Origin of the sequence: Nocardia sp. NBC_01327, assembly GCF_035958815.1 — a bacterium.
Lineage (GTDB): Bacteria > Actinomycetota > Actinomycetes > Mycobacteriales > Mycobacteriaceae > Nocardia.
In genome coordinates this window covers 6,598,210-6,613,171 of sequence record NZ_CP108383.1, presented here as the reverse complement: position 1 = coordinate 6,613,171, position 14,962 = coordinate 6,598,210, and the positions used below count along the sequence as shown (strand labels likewise).

Annotated in this window: 12 protein-coding genes and 1 pseudogene; 4 read left to right on the top strand and 9 right to left on the bottom strand. The window is 67.0% G+C overall.

Annotated features, from left to right (window positions below; all coding sequences use genetic code 11):
- Position 1: 1 nt before the first annotated feature.
- Positions 2-2,053, bottom strand: a complete 2,052-nt coding sequence (locus OG326_RS30490; RefSeq protein WP_327140589.1) for an ABC transporter ATP-binding protein — start codon at positions 2,051-2,053, stop codon at positions 2-4.
- 494 nt (positions 2,054-2,547) lie between these two features.
- Between OG326_RS30490 and OG326_RS30485 the strand changes: the two genes are divergently transcribed.
- On the top strand, positions 2,548-3,300 hold the full coding sequence (locus OG326_RS30485) for an EI24 domain-containing protein (RefSeq protein WP_327140588.1): 753 nt from the start codon (positions 2,548-2,550) through the stop codon (positions 3,298-3,300).
- Positions 3,301-3,313: 13 nt separating this feature from the next.
- Here OG326_RS30485 and cynS read toward each other — a convergent pair whose 3' ends face one another.
- On the bottom strand, positions 3,314-3,784 hold the full coding sequence (gene cynS / locus OG326_RS30480; protein ID WP_327140587.1) for a cyanase: 471 nt from the start codon (positions 3,782-3,784) through the stop codon (positions 3,314-3,316).
- Positions 3,785-3,810: 26 nt separating this feature from the next.
- Positions 3,811-4,395, bottom strand: coding sequence for a carbonic anhydrase (locus tag OG326_RS30475; protein ID WP_327140586.1), 585 nt, complete (start codon positions 4,393-4,395; stop codon positions 3,811-3,813).
- A 127-nt stretch (positions 4,396-4,522) separates the two neighbouring features.
- Here OG326_RS30475 and cynR point away from each other — a divergent pair, with 127 nt between their 5' ends.
- Positions 4,523-5,467: a transcriptional regulator CynR gene (gene cynR / locus OG326_RS30470; protein WP_327146621.1), complete on the top strand. Its 945-nt coding sequence runs from the start codon at positions 4,523-4,525 to the stop codon at positions 5,465-5,467.
- Here the strand turns inward: cynR and OG326_RS30465 are convergent.
- Positions 5,407-6,705, bottom strand: a complete 1,299-nt coding sequence (locus OG326_RS30465) for an NtaA/DmoA family FMN-dependent monooxygenase (RefSeq protein ID WP_327140585.1) — start codon at positions 6,703-6,705, stop codon at positions 5,407-5,409. The two genes, cynR and OG326_RS30465, sit on opposite strands and share 61 nt — an antisense overlap.
- A 76-nt stretch (positions 6,706-6,781) precedes the next feature.
- Positions 6,782-7,450, bottom strand: coding sequence for a TetR/AcrR family transcriptional regulator (locus tag OG326_RS30460; RefSeq protein ID WP_327140584.1), 669 nt, complete (start codon positions 7,448-7,450; stop codon positions 6,782-6,784).
- A gap of 99 nt (positions 7,451-7,549) precedes the next feature.
- Here OG326_RS30460 and OG326_RS30455 point away from each other — a divergent pair, with 99 nt between their 5' ends.
- A complete protein-coding gene (locus OG326_RS30455) occupies positions 7,550-8,689 on the top strand; it encodes an FAD-dependent oxidoreductase (RefSeq protein WP_327140583.1) in 1,140 nt (379 codons plus the stop codon).
- Between the two features lie 19 nt (positions 8,690-8,708).
- Here the strand turns inward: OG326_RS30455 and OG326_RS30450 are convergent, their stop codons facing one another.
- The 4 genes and pseudogenes from OG326_RS30450 to secY all read right to left on the bottom strand — a co-directional run bounded on the left by OG326_RS30450 (position 8,709) and on the right by secY (position 12,878).
- Positions 8,709-9,350 carry a TetR/AcrR family transcriptional regulator gene (locus OG326_RS30450; protein ID WP_327146620.1) on the bottom strand — a complete coding sequence of 214 codons (642 nt, stop codon included), beginning with the start codon at positions 9,348-9,350 and terminating at the stop codon, positions 8,709-8,711.
- A 428-nt stretch (positions 9,351-9,778) separates the two neighbouring features.
- Positions 9,779-10,583: pseudogene (locus tag OG326_RS30445) on the bottom strand (alpha/beta fold hydrolase).
- Between the two features lie 82 nt (positions 10,584-10,665).
- On the bottom strand, positions 10,666-11,541 hold the full coding sequence (locus tag OG326_RS30440) for a response regulator transcription factor (RefSeq protein WP_327140582.1): 876 nt from the start codon (positions 11,539-11,541) through the stop codon (positions 10,666-10,668).
- A 17-nt stretch (positions 11,542-11,558) separates the two neighbouring features.
- Positions 11,559-12,878: a preprotein translocase subunit SecY gene (gene secY, locus OG326_RS30435; RefSeq protein WP_327140581.1), complete on the bottom strand. Its 1,320-nt coding sequence runs from the start codon at positions 12,876-12,878 to the stop codon at positions 11,559-11,561.
- A 216-nt stretch (positions 12,879-13,094) separates the two neighbouring features.
- Between secY and OG326_RS30430 the strand changes: the two genes are divergently transcribed.
- Positions 13,095-14,885 (top strand): MFS transporter, encoded by a 1,791-nt coding sequence (locus tag OG326_RS30430; protein WP_327140580.1) that lies wholly within the window; start codon positions 13,095-13,097, stop codon positions 14,883-14,885.
- Positions 14,886-14,962 lie beyond the last annotated feature (77 nt).

The window sequence follows — 14,962 nt, the reverse complement described above, 5'->3', positions numbered from 1 at the left end:
CTCAGCTCACCTTCTGTTCGATACACGCCACCTGATGCGTGCCGCCGGGAATGCCTTCGAGCCGGACATCGAGCTCCTCGTCGGCGCAGGCCGGGATGGCCAGCGGGCAGCGCGGGTGGAAGGAGCAGCCGGAGGGCGGTGCGAGCGGGCTGGCGGGCTCGCCCACGGGTGCGGCGGGCTCGTGCGCCGGATCGGGGATGGAAGCGATCAGCGCGCGGGTGTAGGGATGCACCGGATTGCCGAGAACCTGTTCGGCAGTGCCGATTTCGACAATGCGGCCGAGATACATGACCGCGATCCGGTCGGCGACCACCCGGGCTACCGCCAGATCGTGCGTGACGAAGACGACCGACATATTCAGGCTGCGGCGCAGATCGCCGATGAGGTTGATCACCGCCGCGGCCAGCGAGACGTCGAGCGCGCTGGTGGGCTCATCGCAGAGCAGCAGCGAGGGCGGCACCACGGTGGCGCGGGCCAGCGAAACCCGTTGGCGCTGACCGCCCGAGAGCTGACCGGCGCGCGCCTTGGCGATCTCGGGCATGAGCCCGACCCGCCGCAGCGCCTCCTCGACCTCGGCGGCACGTTCGGATCGCGAGAGTCCCGAGCGCAACAGTCGTTCGGAGATCAACTCGCCCACCGACATCCATGGTGTCAATGACGCGCCCGCATCCTGGAACACCATCTGCGGGCGCTGTGCGCCGGTGAGGGCGAGCGCGCCGGCGGTCGGCTGTTCGAGGCCCGCGATCACGCGCAGCAGAGTGGATTTGCCGCATCCGCTCTCGCCCACCAGGGCTACGGATTCGCCGCGCCCGACCGTCAGCGATACCCGGCGAAGCGCGTGCAGCACCGCCCGCTGCCGAATACCGCCGACCGCAAACGTTTTGGTGATACCGCGCAGCGTGACGACGGCGTCGGTCTCGGCGGCGGTACCAATCGGGGTCTCCGCGGTGTCACCGGCGTTGCCGGGCAGGACATTCGCCTGACCTGTCATACCGGCGTCCTGGTTCTGAGCCGGCGCGCGGTCGATCGCCTCCTGAATGAGGCTGGGGCCCTGCGTATCCACGGACACCGGTACGGGATCGGCGGTACTGATCGGCGGCAGGATGCAGGCGGACACCCGGTCCGGGGCGATTGCCACCGGGTCGGGTGGGGCGGTCGCGCAATCCGGTGTCGTATGCGCACAGCGCGGGGCGAAAGCGCAGCCGGAGAGGGGATTTGCCGGACTGGGCACCTCGCCGGGAAGTGAGGGCAATCGCTGATCCGGCCGAGTCTGCAGCGTCAAACGCGAGCGCAGCAGTCCGCGGGTGTACGGATGTGCGGGCGTGGCGAGCACCTCGGCGGTCGGTCCGATCTCGGCGATCCGCCCGGCGTACAGCACCGCCAGCCGGTCCGAGATCTGCGCCGCCACCCCGAGATCGTGGGTGATCATCAGAATGCCGCAGCCGAGCTCGTCGCGAATCGTCTTGAGCAGTGCGAGAACCTGCGCCTGAACCGTCACATCGAGTGCGGTGGTGGGCTCGTCCGCAATGATCAGTTCGGGATTGCCCGCGATTGCCATGGCGATCATCACGCGCTGGCGCAGCCCGCCGGAGAGCTCGTGCGGATAGCTGCGCATGCGGCGCGCGGGCTCGGGTATTCCCACCGCCGCGAGCAGGCGCTGCGCCTCCTCGGCGGTGCCGGCGGCCTCGATCACCTGCTTTCCGATGCGCATGGTCGGATTCAGCGACGTCATCGGATCCTGGAATACCGCACCCAGATCGAGCCGCCGCACTCGTGCCAGCGTCTTGGCGTTGCCGCCGATCATGTCCGTCCCCGCGACGGTCACCGCGCCGTCGGTGCGGGCGCCCGCGGGCAGCAATCCCAAGAGTGAGAACCCGAGAACGCTCTTCCCGGAACCCGATTCGCCGACGAGTCCGAGGATCTCGCCGCGGCGTACCGTCAGCGACACTCCGCGCAGCGCATGCAGGTCGCGCCCGCTGCGCCGGAACGTCACCCGCAGGTCTTCGACAGCGGCGACATCGCTCAGTGCCGTGTCCATCAATGCAGTGCCCATGAACGCTCCTACCGATCAACCTGTCAACCGATAGTTTTTAGGTGCCACTGCGTCTTTCGATGACGCACACGTATCGCTTGTGCTGCGCCTGGTAACTTCTGGATTGCCGATGGTTTCTATCGAGTGACAGAAAACGCTCGGCTTCGACTGGAGGGGCTGCTTTTCCGGTACTGAGCTGGGCAAACACAGATGCGACGGCGACTGCCGGTCCGCGCTCCCGCAGGACCCGATACGAGATGGCCGCTGTCCTCTCGGAATTCGATCGGGCGGCCGGGGTTGCGCTCGAACCGTTCGAGCGAGAGCGGCTCGTCGCGCTGCCGCTGCGGGCATCGGGCCGTCTCCGTGCCGGCGAGGCGTCTCGCTCAGCTGTCGCGGGAGATGCTGCCGGGAGACGAAAGCCGGATTCGGCGGCGACACTGTTGCGCGGTCGTCAGCGGACAGGTTGAGCCGTCGTCAACTGATATGAGGGTGCGGTCCCCCGATAGGGTGTGCGCATGCGTGATCTGGGGAACGGGTTCGGCTATCTGGTGGCGGGGCAGCGGTGGGTCGGCCGGAATCGGCGGTGGTTCGGATTCGGACTGCTGCCGGGGCTGATCACGCTGGTGCTGTATGTGGCCGCGTTCACCGGATTGGCTTTCGGGGCGGATGATTTCGTCACCTGGGCGACCCCGTTCGCGGACCACTGGAGTGCGCCCTGGCTCGGCCTGTTCCGCGGTTTCCTGGTGGTCGGGGTCTTCGTGCTGGGGTTGCTGCTCGCGGCCGTCGCCTTCACCGCGGTCACCCTGATCATCGGGCAGCCGTTCTACGAGAAGCTCTCCGAACAGGTCGACAAATCCGCATCCCCGGACGGGAAGGCGCCGGAGTCCGGCATGTCCATGGCGCGTGAGCTGTGGATCTCGACGCGCGACAGTATTCGCCTGCTGGCGCGGGCGCTGGTGTGGGCCGTGCTGCTGTTCGCGCTCGGGTTCATCCCGGTGCTGGGGCAGACCGTGGTCCCGGTCATCGGCATCGGCGTCACGGGTTTCTTTCTGGCCCAGGAACTTACGTCGGTGGCCCTGCAGCGCCGCGGTGTTCAGGTTCGTGAGCAGCTCGCGCTGATGCGCTCGCGGCGCCTGCTGGTGTGGGGCTTCGGCGTACCGCTGGCCATGGCGTTCCTGATCCCCGTGGTGGCGGTATTCCTCATGCCGGGTGCGGTGGCCGGTGCGACCCTGCTGGTGCGGGATCTGGATTCGGCCACCGCGTCCTGACCCGGGCCGCCGGTCAGAACGGCTTGGTCGGCAGGTATTTGCCGTCCAGCGTGATGACGGCGCGCTCACCGCCGTCGGGGTCGGCGACCTTCTTCACATCCAGCGTGAAATTGATGGCGCTGATAATGCCGTCGCCGAACTGTTCGTGCACAAGCGCTTTCAGCGTGGTCCCGTAGACCTGGAGCATTTCGTAGAAGCGGTAGATAGTCGGATCGGTGGGGATACCGCTCGGAATCGAGCCGCGGGTCGGGATGGTCTGCAGCAGCAGCGCGGCATCGTCGTCGAGGCCCAGCAGTTCGGCGACCGCGACCGCGGCGGCCTCGGGCAGCGGGTGCTGACCGAGAACGGCGGCGGTGACGAAGGCCACCGACAGACCGGTGACATCGGCAATCTGCTGCCAGGACAGATCCTTTCGCATCTTGGCATCGACGGCCACGATGGCCAGCGTCTGGCGGGCGGCGGGATCGAACTGGGAGTGCACCATGGGGGATTTCCTTTCGAAGGGTGAGATCAGGCCGGGTGGCCGGCGAGGTCGAGTTCTTCGACAGCGCCCGTGGGGATTTCGTACACCCAACCACGGAGGGTGAGGGTCTTCGCGGCGAGCGCCGCGGCCACCGAGGGGTGTGTCGCGAGGTTCGCCAATTGCGCGGATACATTCGCGCGCACCAGATTTGCGACCGACTCGCCGGTGCGGGAGGCCCGGGCCAGGGAGGCATCGGCGTGCCGGAGCCAACCCGCGACCGCCGGTGCGCCCGTGAGATCGTGGCCTTCGGCCAGCGCGGTCATCGCACCGCAGGCCGAATGTCCGCAGACGACGATATCTCTGACCTTCAGCATGGCGACGGCGTATTCGATGCTCGCCGCGACGCCGTCCGAGCCGGGGGAGTAGGCGGGCACGATATTGCCCGCGGTGCGGATGACGAACAGCTCACCGGGCTCGCTCTGGGTGATCAGCTCCGGCACCACCCGCGCATCGGAGCAGCCGATGAACAGGGCGGTCGGGCGGTGCGTGGTCGCCAGTTCGGCGAACAGCGGCGTCTTGGCGGGAAACACGGTGCGCTGGAAGCGCGCGACTCCCGCGGCAAGATCGTGCATGGTCACTCCTTCGGGTGGAATCTGCCGGTGGGGCTGACCAGATCCACTCTGGCTGACCATTGCCTATAGTGTCCAAGACGAAGAAGTCATGGAATCTATTGGTCTCATCTATAGTTCGGAGGTGGCCCTGGAACTCCGGCATCTGCGCTACCTGCTCGCGGTGGCCGAACGCGGCAATTTCACGCGTGCCGCCGAAGATCTGCACATTTCGCAACCCACACTGTCGCAGCAGGTCAAGCAGCTGGAACGCGCTGTCGGCGCGCAATTGCTGGACCGCAGCGGCCGCAGTGTGCGGCTCACCGATGCCGGGGCCGCGTACGTGCACTACGCGCGGCGGGTGCTCGGTGATCTGGCGGCCGCCGACCGCGCCGTCAGCGATGTCGCCGATCTGACCCGGGGCAGTTTGGTTCTGGCGGTGACTCCGACCTTCACGGCCTACCTCGTCGGCCCGCTCGTGGAACAGCTGCACACCCGCCACCCCGGGATCGATGTCGAGGTGCGCGAGGTGCCACAGCATCGGCTCGAAACCGGTTTGCTGGCAGACGAATTCGACCTCGGCATCGCATTCGACGGACCGCACCTAGCCGGTATCGACGCCACCCGGTTGTTCACCGAGAAACTCAGTCTTGTTGTCGGAGTGGGCCATCCAGATGCGGGACGCAACGCGGCAGTCCCGGTGGCGGCGCTTGCGGACTATCGGCTCGCACTGCTCAGCGGCGGGTTCTCCACCCGCACGCATATCGACGCCTACCTCGCCGCCCATCAGGTCAGCCCGCGAATTGCCGTGCAGGCCGACTCGATTCAGGCCCTCATCGAGATCGTCCAGCGGACCGCACTGATCACCGTGCTGCCCGACGCCATCGCCGACAGCCATCCGGGGCTGACATCCGTGCGCCTCGAACCGGCCCTGCCTTCGCGCACCGTCGCCCTGCTCCGCCGTGACGGCGCCTACAGCAGTGCTGCCACCCGCGCCTTTCTCACCCTCACCGGCGAGCTCATCCAGACGCTGGGCTATCCGGCGGGTGGGAGCGGCGGCAGCTCGAGATTGTCGCGGAAGGTTCCGCCCACATAGTCGTCGCCGACAATGCGGCGGCGGCGCAGTTCCGGGAGCAGACCGTTCAGCAGGAAGTCGCGGGTGCGGGGATCGGCCAGGCCGCCGAGGGAGATGACGTCGAGCACGCCCGCGTCGTAGCGTTCGGCAATGGCGTCGGCGAGCTGTTCGGGGGTGCCCGCCGCCGCCCAGTGACCGGTGTCCTTCGCGGCAATGATCAACTCGCGCAGGGTTTTCCCGGAGCGGGCGAAGGCGCTGAAGATTTCCACGCGACCGCGTCGGCGCTGTATCGAACGCACATCGGGCAGCAGGGTTTCCGGGATCGGCTGATCCAGTGGCAGATCGGCGAGATCGATGCCGCCGCCGAACATATCGGCCAGGGCGAGTCGCCCGGCGTCGAAATCGGTGGCCTCGTCCCGCTCGCGCACCAGTCGGCGCACCTCCTGCTCGGTGGAGCCGTAGGTCGCGTGGAAGGAGCTCATGATCAGGGGCAGTTCCTGCGAGCGACCCAATTCGGCTGCGCGCGAACGGATCTTCTTCGTATAGGTGACCGCGTCCTCGAGCGTCGGCAGGGAGGTGAAGACCACCTCGGCGAACCGCGCCCCGAGCTCGATGCCGGCCTCGGATTGACCGGCCTGGAATTGCACCGGCCGCCGCTGCGGCAGCGGCGGAATATTCAGCGGCCCACGCACCGTGAAGTGCTTGCCCGCGTACTCGATCGGACGAACCAGCGCTGCATCCAGTACCGCCCCGCCACGCCCATCCGGCGTCAGCGCACCCGGCCGCCAACTGTCGAACAGGGCATTGACGATCTCGATCGACTCCGACGCACGCTCGTACCGCTCCTCCGGGCTGGGCAGATCCCGGTCGCCGTAGTTCTCCTCGCCGAGGGACGAGGTGACGGCATTCCAGGCCGCGCGCCCATTGCTGACGTGATCGAGCGTCCCGAACAGCCGGGCCAGATTGTAGGGGTGGTGGAAGGTCGTCGTCACCGTGGCGATCAACCCGATGTCGCTGGTCACCGAGCTCAGCGCGGCCAGGAAGATCAACGGCTCCTGCGCCCCGATCGCCCCCTGCGCCCCGAAACTGAGCAGGTCGGCGGCGAACAGCGCATCGAACCTGTGCGCCTCCGCGAGCTTGGCGATCTCGATCGCCGACGCCACCGTCGACCGCCCCGGGTCCAGCGCGTCCGCATAGACGTCCGCCGAACCGCTCACTCCCGTAACCGTTTTCAACGGCCGCCGCCGCGCGTCACCCATTTCATCCACGCTAAGACGCCCGCGGCCCATCCACGATGATTACCTTCGCCGTGAACGAAACCCGGTGCGGCAACGCCTATCGGACGGTATCGATGCCCGCCAGGATGAGGTCGATGCCCGCGAGAAATTGCTCGCGATCGTCGTGATCACGCAATTGCGCCGCCATCCGATTCATGAACGGGAACTTCTCGGGGTCGTGTGTCCAGCGCGCGGAAACGGCCGCGAGGAAGGCCGACCGATCCGTATCGCGCGCGAGCAGCCGAGCGCCCGCGGCGTACTGCCCGGCGAGGCCGAGAATGTAATTCACGAGTGCGGACGCGGAATCGAACTGCGCGCGTTCGGGAACACCGAGCGCCCGGAGCTGCCCGCCGATGCCTTCGAAGATCTGCAGCACCGCGGATTGCCAAGGCTCACTGGAGAGTTGGGTGCCGACCCAGGGGTGGGCGTCGATCGTGTCGAACACCCCGAGGGCAATGGTCCGGATCGCCTCGCGAGGCTCCGTATCACCGACCGCGTCGGTCATGACGCGCGCGATGACGTCGTCGGTGGTCGCGGTGAGCAGTTCGCTCTTGTTCGCGACGTGCCAGTAGATCGCCCCGGCTCCCGTCGCCAGGCGCGCGGTGAGGGCGCGGAAGGTCAGCGCGCTCTCGCCCTCGGTATCGAGGATCTCGATCGCGGCCTCGACAATGCGCTCGCGGGAGAGTGGTTGCTCTCGCCGCTCGGTACGACGTGCCCTCGGTGCCATGGGGGTCATTCTGGCACAAAGCTGGAACGGCGTTCCAGCTTGACATTTCTGGAACGCTGTTCCAGACTATTGGAACAACGTTCCAGAAGGGAGATCATCATGACTACCGACATCACGATCATCGGCGCTGGGCTCGGAGGACTCACCCTCGCCCGCGTTCTGCACGTTCACGGCATCCCGGCGACGATTTACGAGGCGGACGCCTCGGCGGCGGCCCGTACCCAGGGTGGCCAACTCGATATCCACAAGGAGGACGGCCAGTTCGCGCTCGCGGCGGCCGGTCTCACCGACGAGTTCCGCGCGATCATTCACGAGGGCGCGGAAGCGGTTCGCGTACTCGACCCGCAGGGTGTCCTGCTGCACGACGACCCCGACGACGGCACGGACTCGCGTCCCGAGGTACTGCGCGGCGACCTGCGGCAGATCCTGCTCGACTCGCTACCCGAAGGCACTGTCCGGTGGGGGCACAAGGTCACCGCCGTCCGGCCCCTCGGCGACGGCAGGCACGAACTGACCTTCGCCGACGGCTCGACGGTGACCAGCGATCTCCTCGTCGGCGCCGACGGCGCGTGGTCGAAGGTCCGTCCGCTGCTGTCCGATGCCGAAGTCGTCTACACCGGGACCACTTTCATCGAGACCTACCTGTACGACGTCGACAATCGGCATCCGGCCACGGCCGCGGTGGTCGGCGTCGGCGCAATGTACGCGCTGACCCCGGGAAAGGGGATCACCGCGCATCGCGAGGCCGGGGATATTCTGCACACCTATGTCCAGCTGAACCGTTCCGCCGAGTGGATCGCGGATATCGACTTCACCGATGCCGCAGCCGCGACCGCGCGCGTGGCGGCCGAATTCGACGGATGGGCGCCGGAACTCACCGCACTGATCACCGAGGGCGAATCGGCGCCCGTCGCGCGCATGATCCACACCCTCCCCGGCGGACATCACTGGGACCGCATCCCCGGCGTGACCCTGCTCGGTGATGCCGCACACCTGATGCCGCCTTCTGGTGACGGCGCCAATCTGGCCATGTTCGACGGCGCCGAACTCGCGATGGCGATCGCCGCGCACCCCGGCGATATCGAAGCCGCACTCACCGCATACGAAGCGGCCCTGTTCCCCCGCAGCGAGTCCTTCTACGCAGACGCCGTGGAGATTCTCGACCTCTGCCTCGGTGACCGCGCCCCCTTCGGGCTGATCGAGCTCTTCGACAGCGCCCCCGCGGAAGAGCATGCGTGACAAGGCCGAACGGCTCTGCCTACACGCGGTGGGTGCGCCCGATTGTCAGATCGAGGAGTTGGGCCGCATCGTGGCGAAGGGATTCCGCGGCATCGGGTTCGCCGGCGTGATAGCGCAGCAGGGCCAGCTGGAAGAGCCCGTCGAAGGTGGCGTAGGCCAGGGCTTCGCTGACCACCAGGGGCTGATCGCACAGGACGGCGTAGCGCTCGACGACATTGGCGATCATCTTCTGCCGGCGCTTGTCGATATCGACGACGTCCGCACGGAACGATTCCTCGAACAGGCTCTGATTGCGGACGTCGTACCACAGCCGATGCAGTGGGGCGTCGTCCTGCAGGGTGCCGGCCATCAAGGCGCTGAAGGCATTTCGCAGTTCCTCGGCGGTGTCCGAGGTCGCGACGACATCGTCGTAGCGGGTGACGCACACGGCCTCGTACAGCTGTACCGCGTGGGTGAGCAGCTCGACCTTGTCACTGAAGTAGTAGTGCAGCACGCCGTGTGAGAACTCGGATTTCTGGGCGATCTCGCGCAGGCTGGTGCGGGCGTAGCCCAGCTCCGCCAACGTATCCAGCGCCGCGGTCGCCAACTGGGTCCGCCGCTCGGCGAACTTGTCGACTTGGTCGCGGGCCTGTCGCGCCCGCTTCTCGACGCTTTCTTTGATCGCGTTTCTCCTTTATCGCATTCGGCACCCGGTGACGAACCGTCCCGAGTCTATAGCCGATCCCACTGACCCCCCTCGCTCATGGCTTGACAGTCGTCAAAGACAATCTTGACGACTGTCCAGGCTTTGGCGTAGCGTGGGCGGCGCTTCGCAACGCTGGTAGATACATGCGAGAGGCCAACCCGCACACGTCATCTCGATGACGCCTGTGTGTGTGCACGGCACTCAGATCAGTCGGCTCCAGCTCCGTTTTCCGGCAGCAAGAGCTGTAGAACCGCGGGCCGCTTTCTCGGGCCGGCCCGTGGTCGTCGCCCGCTCCGCCTGCAACGGACCCGGTGACGATCGTGAACGGTCGAGGCCCCGGCAGCCGCCGCCGGGGCCTCGCCACCCGCGGCGCCGATCGGCAGCCCCTTCGCATCCCAGCGCGCTCAGAGGGTGAGCATGGCGGCGGCGACCTGGTCGGCGGCGGCGTTCCGCAGCGCGGTACCCATATCGTCGAGAACGAGCAATCGCGCCGCGGGAATCTCGGCGGCGAGGGCTTCCCCGTTGCCGACCGGAAAGAACGGGTCGGCGCGACCGTGCACCACCAGCGTGGGCATATCGAGCTCACCGAGCCGCTCCCGCCATCGCGGGGAGCAGTCGATTCGGGAGAACACCATTCCGAGCTGATTGGCCTGATGCACCGCGGGATCACTCGACGGCGTCCGGTCCCAGATGCGGGCCGCCGTCGCCCGCGCCTGCTCCGGATCATTGCCCATCAGCCCGGCGCCCTCGGCGGCGAAGGCCGCGACCGCATTCCGGTCGGTCCAGTCCGGCAGCGGATGGGAGAACACCGCGCCCATGACCGCGCTGTCGTGGTCCGGCAGATCCTCGTCGACCGGTCCCGGCGCCACCGCCCGGATGCTCCAGCGCGGCGACCTGGGCGACCATCCCACCGACACCGACCCCGCCGAGATGCGCGGCGCCGGTCCCGAGCGCCCCGGCCAGCGCGGCCGCGTCGGCGCTCAGATCCCTCAGGTCGTATGCCGGATTCTCCGGGTCGAGCGTTGTCGACGCACCGGAGTCCCGCAGGTCGTAGCGGACCACCCGCCGCCCGCCGGACGCGAGCCGCTCGCACAGCGCGTCCGGCCAGGACAGCATCGTCGTCCCGCCCGCCAGCAGCACCAGCGGATCATCCTCGCGCCCGAAGCTCTCGATACCGAGATCCACACCGTTCGCCCGCACTGTGGTCATGCCCATTCGAATCGATCTCGCCATGTCCGTACTCCTGTCTGCCGGTACATCCAGAGGTATCGACTACGGGCTCACCCGAAAATCATCGGTGCAGCATCGCCGACACCTCAGGATGGGGTTCGCGCGGGACTATGCGGCGGGTGTGGGCGTAGACCGCGGCGTGTACGCGGTCGCGGACACCGAGTTTGGCCAGGACGTTCGAGACGTGGGTTTTGACTGTCTGTTCGCCTACGCCGAGGGCGCGGGCGATTTCGGGGTTGGTGTAGGCGCTGGCGATCAGCAGGAGGACCTGATGTTCACGGGCGGTGAGGGTTTCGACCTCGGGTGCGGCGGGGAAGGGTTCGATTCCGGCGGTCAGGCGCGCCATCAGGCGGCGGGTGAGGGTCGGATCGATCAGCGCGTCACCGCGGGCCGCCGTCCGGATGGCGGCGACCAGGCCCGCCGAGGGCAGTGTTTTGGCGAGGAATCCGCTGGCGCCGAGACACAGTGCGCGGTAGAGGTTTTCATCGGATTCGTTGGTGGTGAAGGTGAGGATCTGGGTGGTGTCGCCGAATATCGAGGTCGGTCCGCCGGCGGCCGAATAGTCGAGACCGGGCATATCGAGGCAGACCAGGGCGACATCCGGTTGCAGCCGCCGGATCTCCCTGACCGCGGCGGCGCCGTCGCCGACCTCCGCGACACATTCGATATCCGGCTGGCTGCCGATGACCGCTCGCAGGCCGGACCGGAAGACCAGGTGGCCGTCGGCGATGAGCACCGAAATCGTGGACTGCGGCGCCACTTCGGCGGCCGCCGGTGACCGGACCACCTCCGAGTTCTGCGCTACGGGCCACGATTCCGGGGTCGCGGCGTGGGCCGGTGCGATCGTGCCGCCCACCGAGAGCGTCGCCGCGGTAATGGCGAGCGCGAGTGAGGACGCGGCCCGGCGCAACGGGTGGGTGGGGGTATTCGTGGCCATGCCTTCCGACTCTAGGTTCAGCGGAGGAATCCTTCGTAATTCCTGTTCAGAAGCTGGCTTTCGATCTGTTTGACCGTATCCAGCCCGACACTCACCACGATCAGCACCGAGGTGCCGCCGAGCGCCAGGGTCTGGGTGGTGCTGGTACCGCCGAAGTGCAGCAGCAGGTTCGGCAGGACGGCGACAGCGCCGAGGTAGATCGAACCGGGCAGGGTGATCCGGCTGAGGACGTAGTTGAGGTAGTCCGCGGTGGGCTTACCCGGGCGATAGCCGGGGATGAAGCCGCTGAACTTTTTCATTTCGTCCGCGCGTTCCTCCGGGTTGAAGGTGATCGCGACATAGAAGTAGGTGAAGAACACGATGAGCGCGAAGTAGATCGCGACGTACACCGGGTTGCTCGGATTGACCAGGTACTTCTGGATGAGCTGCTGCCACTCGGCGGGATTGCCCGAATTCTTCTGGGTCAACTGCGCCAACAGGTTCGGCAGCGACAGCAGCGACGATGCGAAGATGACCGGGATGACACCGGCCTGATTGACCTTCAGCGGCAGATAGGTCGACGAACCGCCGTACATCTTCCGGCCCACCACGCGTTTGGCGTACTGCACCGGAATCCGGCGCTGGCCCTGCTCGATGAAGATCACGCCGACAATGGTCAGCAGTATCGCGCCGCCGATTCCCGCGAGGACCAGACCACCCTTGCTGTCCAGTATCGCCATGCCCTGGCTCGGGATGCGAGCGGCGATTCCGGCGAATATCAAGAGCGACATGCCATTACCGACGCCGCGTTCGGTGATCAGCTCGCCGAACCACATGACCAGTGCGGCGCCCGCGGTCATGACCAGCACAATGCTGATCATGCCGAAGAGCGAGCTGTCCGACAGCACATTCTTCGGGCATCCGCGCAATAGTTGGCCGTGCCCGGCGAGCGCCACCAGGGTCGATGCCTGCAGAACCGCCAGCGCCACAGCCAGGTAGCGGGTGTACTGCGTGATCTTGTTCTGCCCGGTCTGGCCCTCCTTGCGCAGTTCTTCGAACCGGGGGATCACCACGGTCAGCAGCTGGGTGATGATGCTCGCGGTGACGTACGGGATGATGCCGATCGCGAAGATCGAAAGCTGCAGCAGCGCACCGCCGGAGAAGAGATTGATGAGCTGATAGACACCGCCGGAATCCCCGCCGGAAGCGATGTCGACGCAGTCCCGCACCGTCTTGTACTCGACGCCGGGTGACGGAAGGGCGGCGCCGAGGCGAACCAGTGCGAGCAGTCCGAGGGTGAGGAGGATCTTCCGCCGTAGCTCCGGGGTCCGGATAGCCGGCACTAGGGCGGAAAGCACGGAACCTCCTGAGGAACGATGGTGCGGGACAGGCGAATCCCGTGGCGAGCGATCGAACGACCCTGCCCGGGGTCTTCGACGGTACGGATCGCACCTACCCGTCCACGTCGCCCGCGAGTCGGACTTCCGCCTCCCTCGATAGGGGGAACCCGGCGAGAAACGCCCACTTCCAAGCAGTGGCACCGGCTCGACGCCCCGGGTCGGTAGCCTGATCCGGTGGCGTCGATCGACAACGCACCGAGTACGGCGGCGCGGCCGGGCATCGCCCTGGCGGCGGTCAGCGCCGTTCTGTTCGTCACCTTCCTCGACACCACGGTGGTCAGCGTCGCGCTCGGTGATATCCGGCGGGAACTCGATACCGATGTGATGCTGCTGCAGTGGGTGGTCAATGCCTACACGCTGGTCTTCGCCAGTCTCATGCTGGCGGGCGGCTCATTCGGTGACCGGTGGGGGCGCAAGCGCGTGATGATCATCGGACTGGTGATCTTCTGCGCCGGATCGGTGATCGCGGCGCTCGCGGCCGGCGTGCCGATGCTCATCGCCGGCCGCGCGATCATGGGATTGGGTGCGGCCGCTTCGGAACCGGGCACGCTGTCGGTGGTGCGGCAGATCTTCCCGGACGATCGGGCGCGCGCCAAGGCCCTCGGTGTGTGGGCGGCGGTATCGGGGCTGGCGCTGGCGGCCGGGCCGGTACTGGGCGGAGTGCTCGTGCACGCGTACGGATGGCGCTCGATCTTCTGGTTCAATCTGGTGATCGGGGCGGTGGCCCTGGCTGCGGCACTGTGGTCCGTTCCGGAAAGCGCCGACCCCCGGCCGGGTCCGCTCGATTGGCGCGGAATCCTGCTCGGCGCAACCTTTCTCGGTTCGGTGATCTATGCCGCGACCACCGGCGAGGACCGGGGTTACAGCGCGCCCTCGGTGATCGCGCTGTTCGTGCTCGGCGGCTTCGCGCTGGCGGGATTCATTGCCATCGAAATGCGTTCGCGCGCACCGCTGTTCGACTTTCGATATCTCGGCCGGGCGGGGGTGCGCGGTGCGCTGGCGGTCGCCTTCGCCGTCTACTTCGGCATCTTCTCGATCTTCTTCTTCACCGCGCTGTATCTGCAAGTGATGCAGTCGTATTCGGGTGCGCGCACCGCCACGGTCTTCGCGCCGATGGCCGTCGCGATCATCGCCGGATCACTGGGCGCGGGCTTCTGGGTGGCGCGTCGTGGTGCGCGCGGCCCCATGATCATCGGTTGTGTGCTCGGCGCCGGCGGCATCCTGCTGACCCGTCAATCCCTCGCCGGTCCACTGCACGATCTGCCGCTGGCCGGTGCGATGGCGGTGGCCGGCCTCGGATTCGGTATTGCCGTAGTGCCTTTGACGTCCGCCGTGATGTCCGGAGTACCGCCGGAGCACTCGGGCATGGCCGCCGCGGCGACCAATACGATGCGCCAGGTCGGTTCCGCCGTAGGCGTCGCCGTGCTCGGGGCCGTGGTGAATTCGTTCCTCACCTCGGATCTGAAGGCCCGGATGAACGAACTGGGTCTACCGGCTGCACTACAGCCGCCCGTCGTCGACGCGCTCGAACGCGGCCGCATTCCCGAGGGCGCCGACCTCGGCCCGTATCTCAAATATCTGTCGAAGGTGTCCGAGGTGCTCGACACCGGAAAAGCCGCATTCCATCACGGACTCGATGTGGCACTGCTGGTTTCGGCGCTGCTGATCCTGGCCGCGGCGATCTTCGCCGCGCTGGACGAGGCGAAGACCCTGCCGGATCCGGAAGCGCTATTTGGCCGGGGCGGACGAACCGGCGGCGACACCGATCGTATTGATGATGGTGGTCCAGAAGTTGCCCAGCGGCGTGGTGCCATTGCTGGAGCTCATGGTGGTGAGGCTGGAGGAGCCCGAGGCGGGCGTGGTATCGGCGGAGGCGGGTCCGGCGACGGCAACCAGGGCGGCGGCGATGGCGATGGCGGCGAGTCCGGCACGACGAGTGTTGGAGGTCATGGCACGGAACTGTAGTGAAATTGAGACGTTTCAGACTGTGATTGGAGACATTGCCCCCGAGGACCGGAACATCTGCGCCCAGGCGGGGATCA

What these genes read in the sequence shown, in the direction of transcription:
- OG326_RS30490 (WP_327140589.1), bottom strand. Translation starts at nt 2,053, where the DNA reads ATGGGCACTGCATTGATGGACACGGCACTGAGCGATGTCGCCGCTGTC.
- OG326_RS30485 (WP_327140588.1), top strand. Translation starts at nt 2,548, where the DNA reads ATGCGTGATCTGGGGAACGGGTTCGGCTATCTGGTGGCGGGGCAGCGG.
- cynS (WP_327140587.1), bottom strand. Translation starts at nt 3,784, where the DNA reads ATGGTGCACTCCCAGTTCGATCCCGCCGCCCGCCAGACGCTGGCCATC.
- OG326_RS30475 (WP_327140586.1), bottom strand. Translation starts at nt 4,395, where the DNA reads ATGCACGATCTTGCCGCGGGAGTCGCGCGCTTCCAGCGCACCGTGTTT.
- OG326_RS30465 (WP_327140585.1), bottom strand. Translation starts at nt 6,705, where the DNA reads ATGGGTGACGCGCGGCGGCGGCCGTTGAAAACGGTTACGGGAGTGAGC.
- OG326_RS30460 (WP_327140584.1), bottom strand. Translation starts at nt 7,450, where the DNA reads ATGGCACCGAGGGCACGTCGTACCGAGCGGCGAGAGCAACCACTCTCC.
- OG326_RS30455 (WP_327140583.1), top strand. Translation starts at nt 7,550, where the DNA reads ATGACTACCGACATCACGATCATCGGCGCTGGGCTCGGAGGACTCACC.
- OG326_RS30440 (WP_327140582.1), bottom strand. Translation starts at nt 11,541, where the DNA reads ATGGCCACGAATACCCCCACCCACCCGTTGCGCCGGGCCGCGTCCTCA.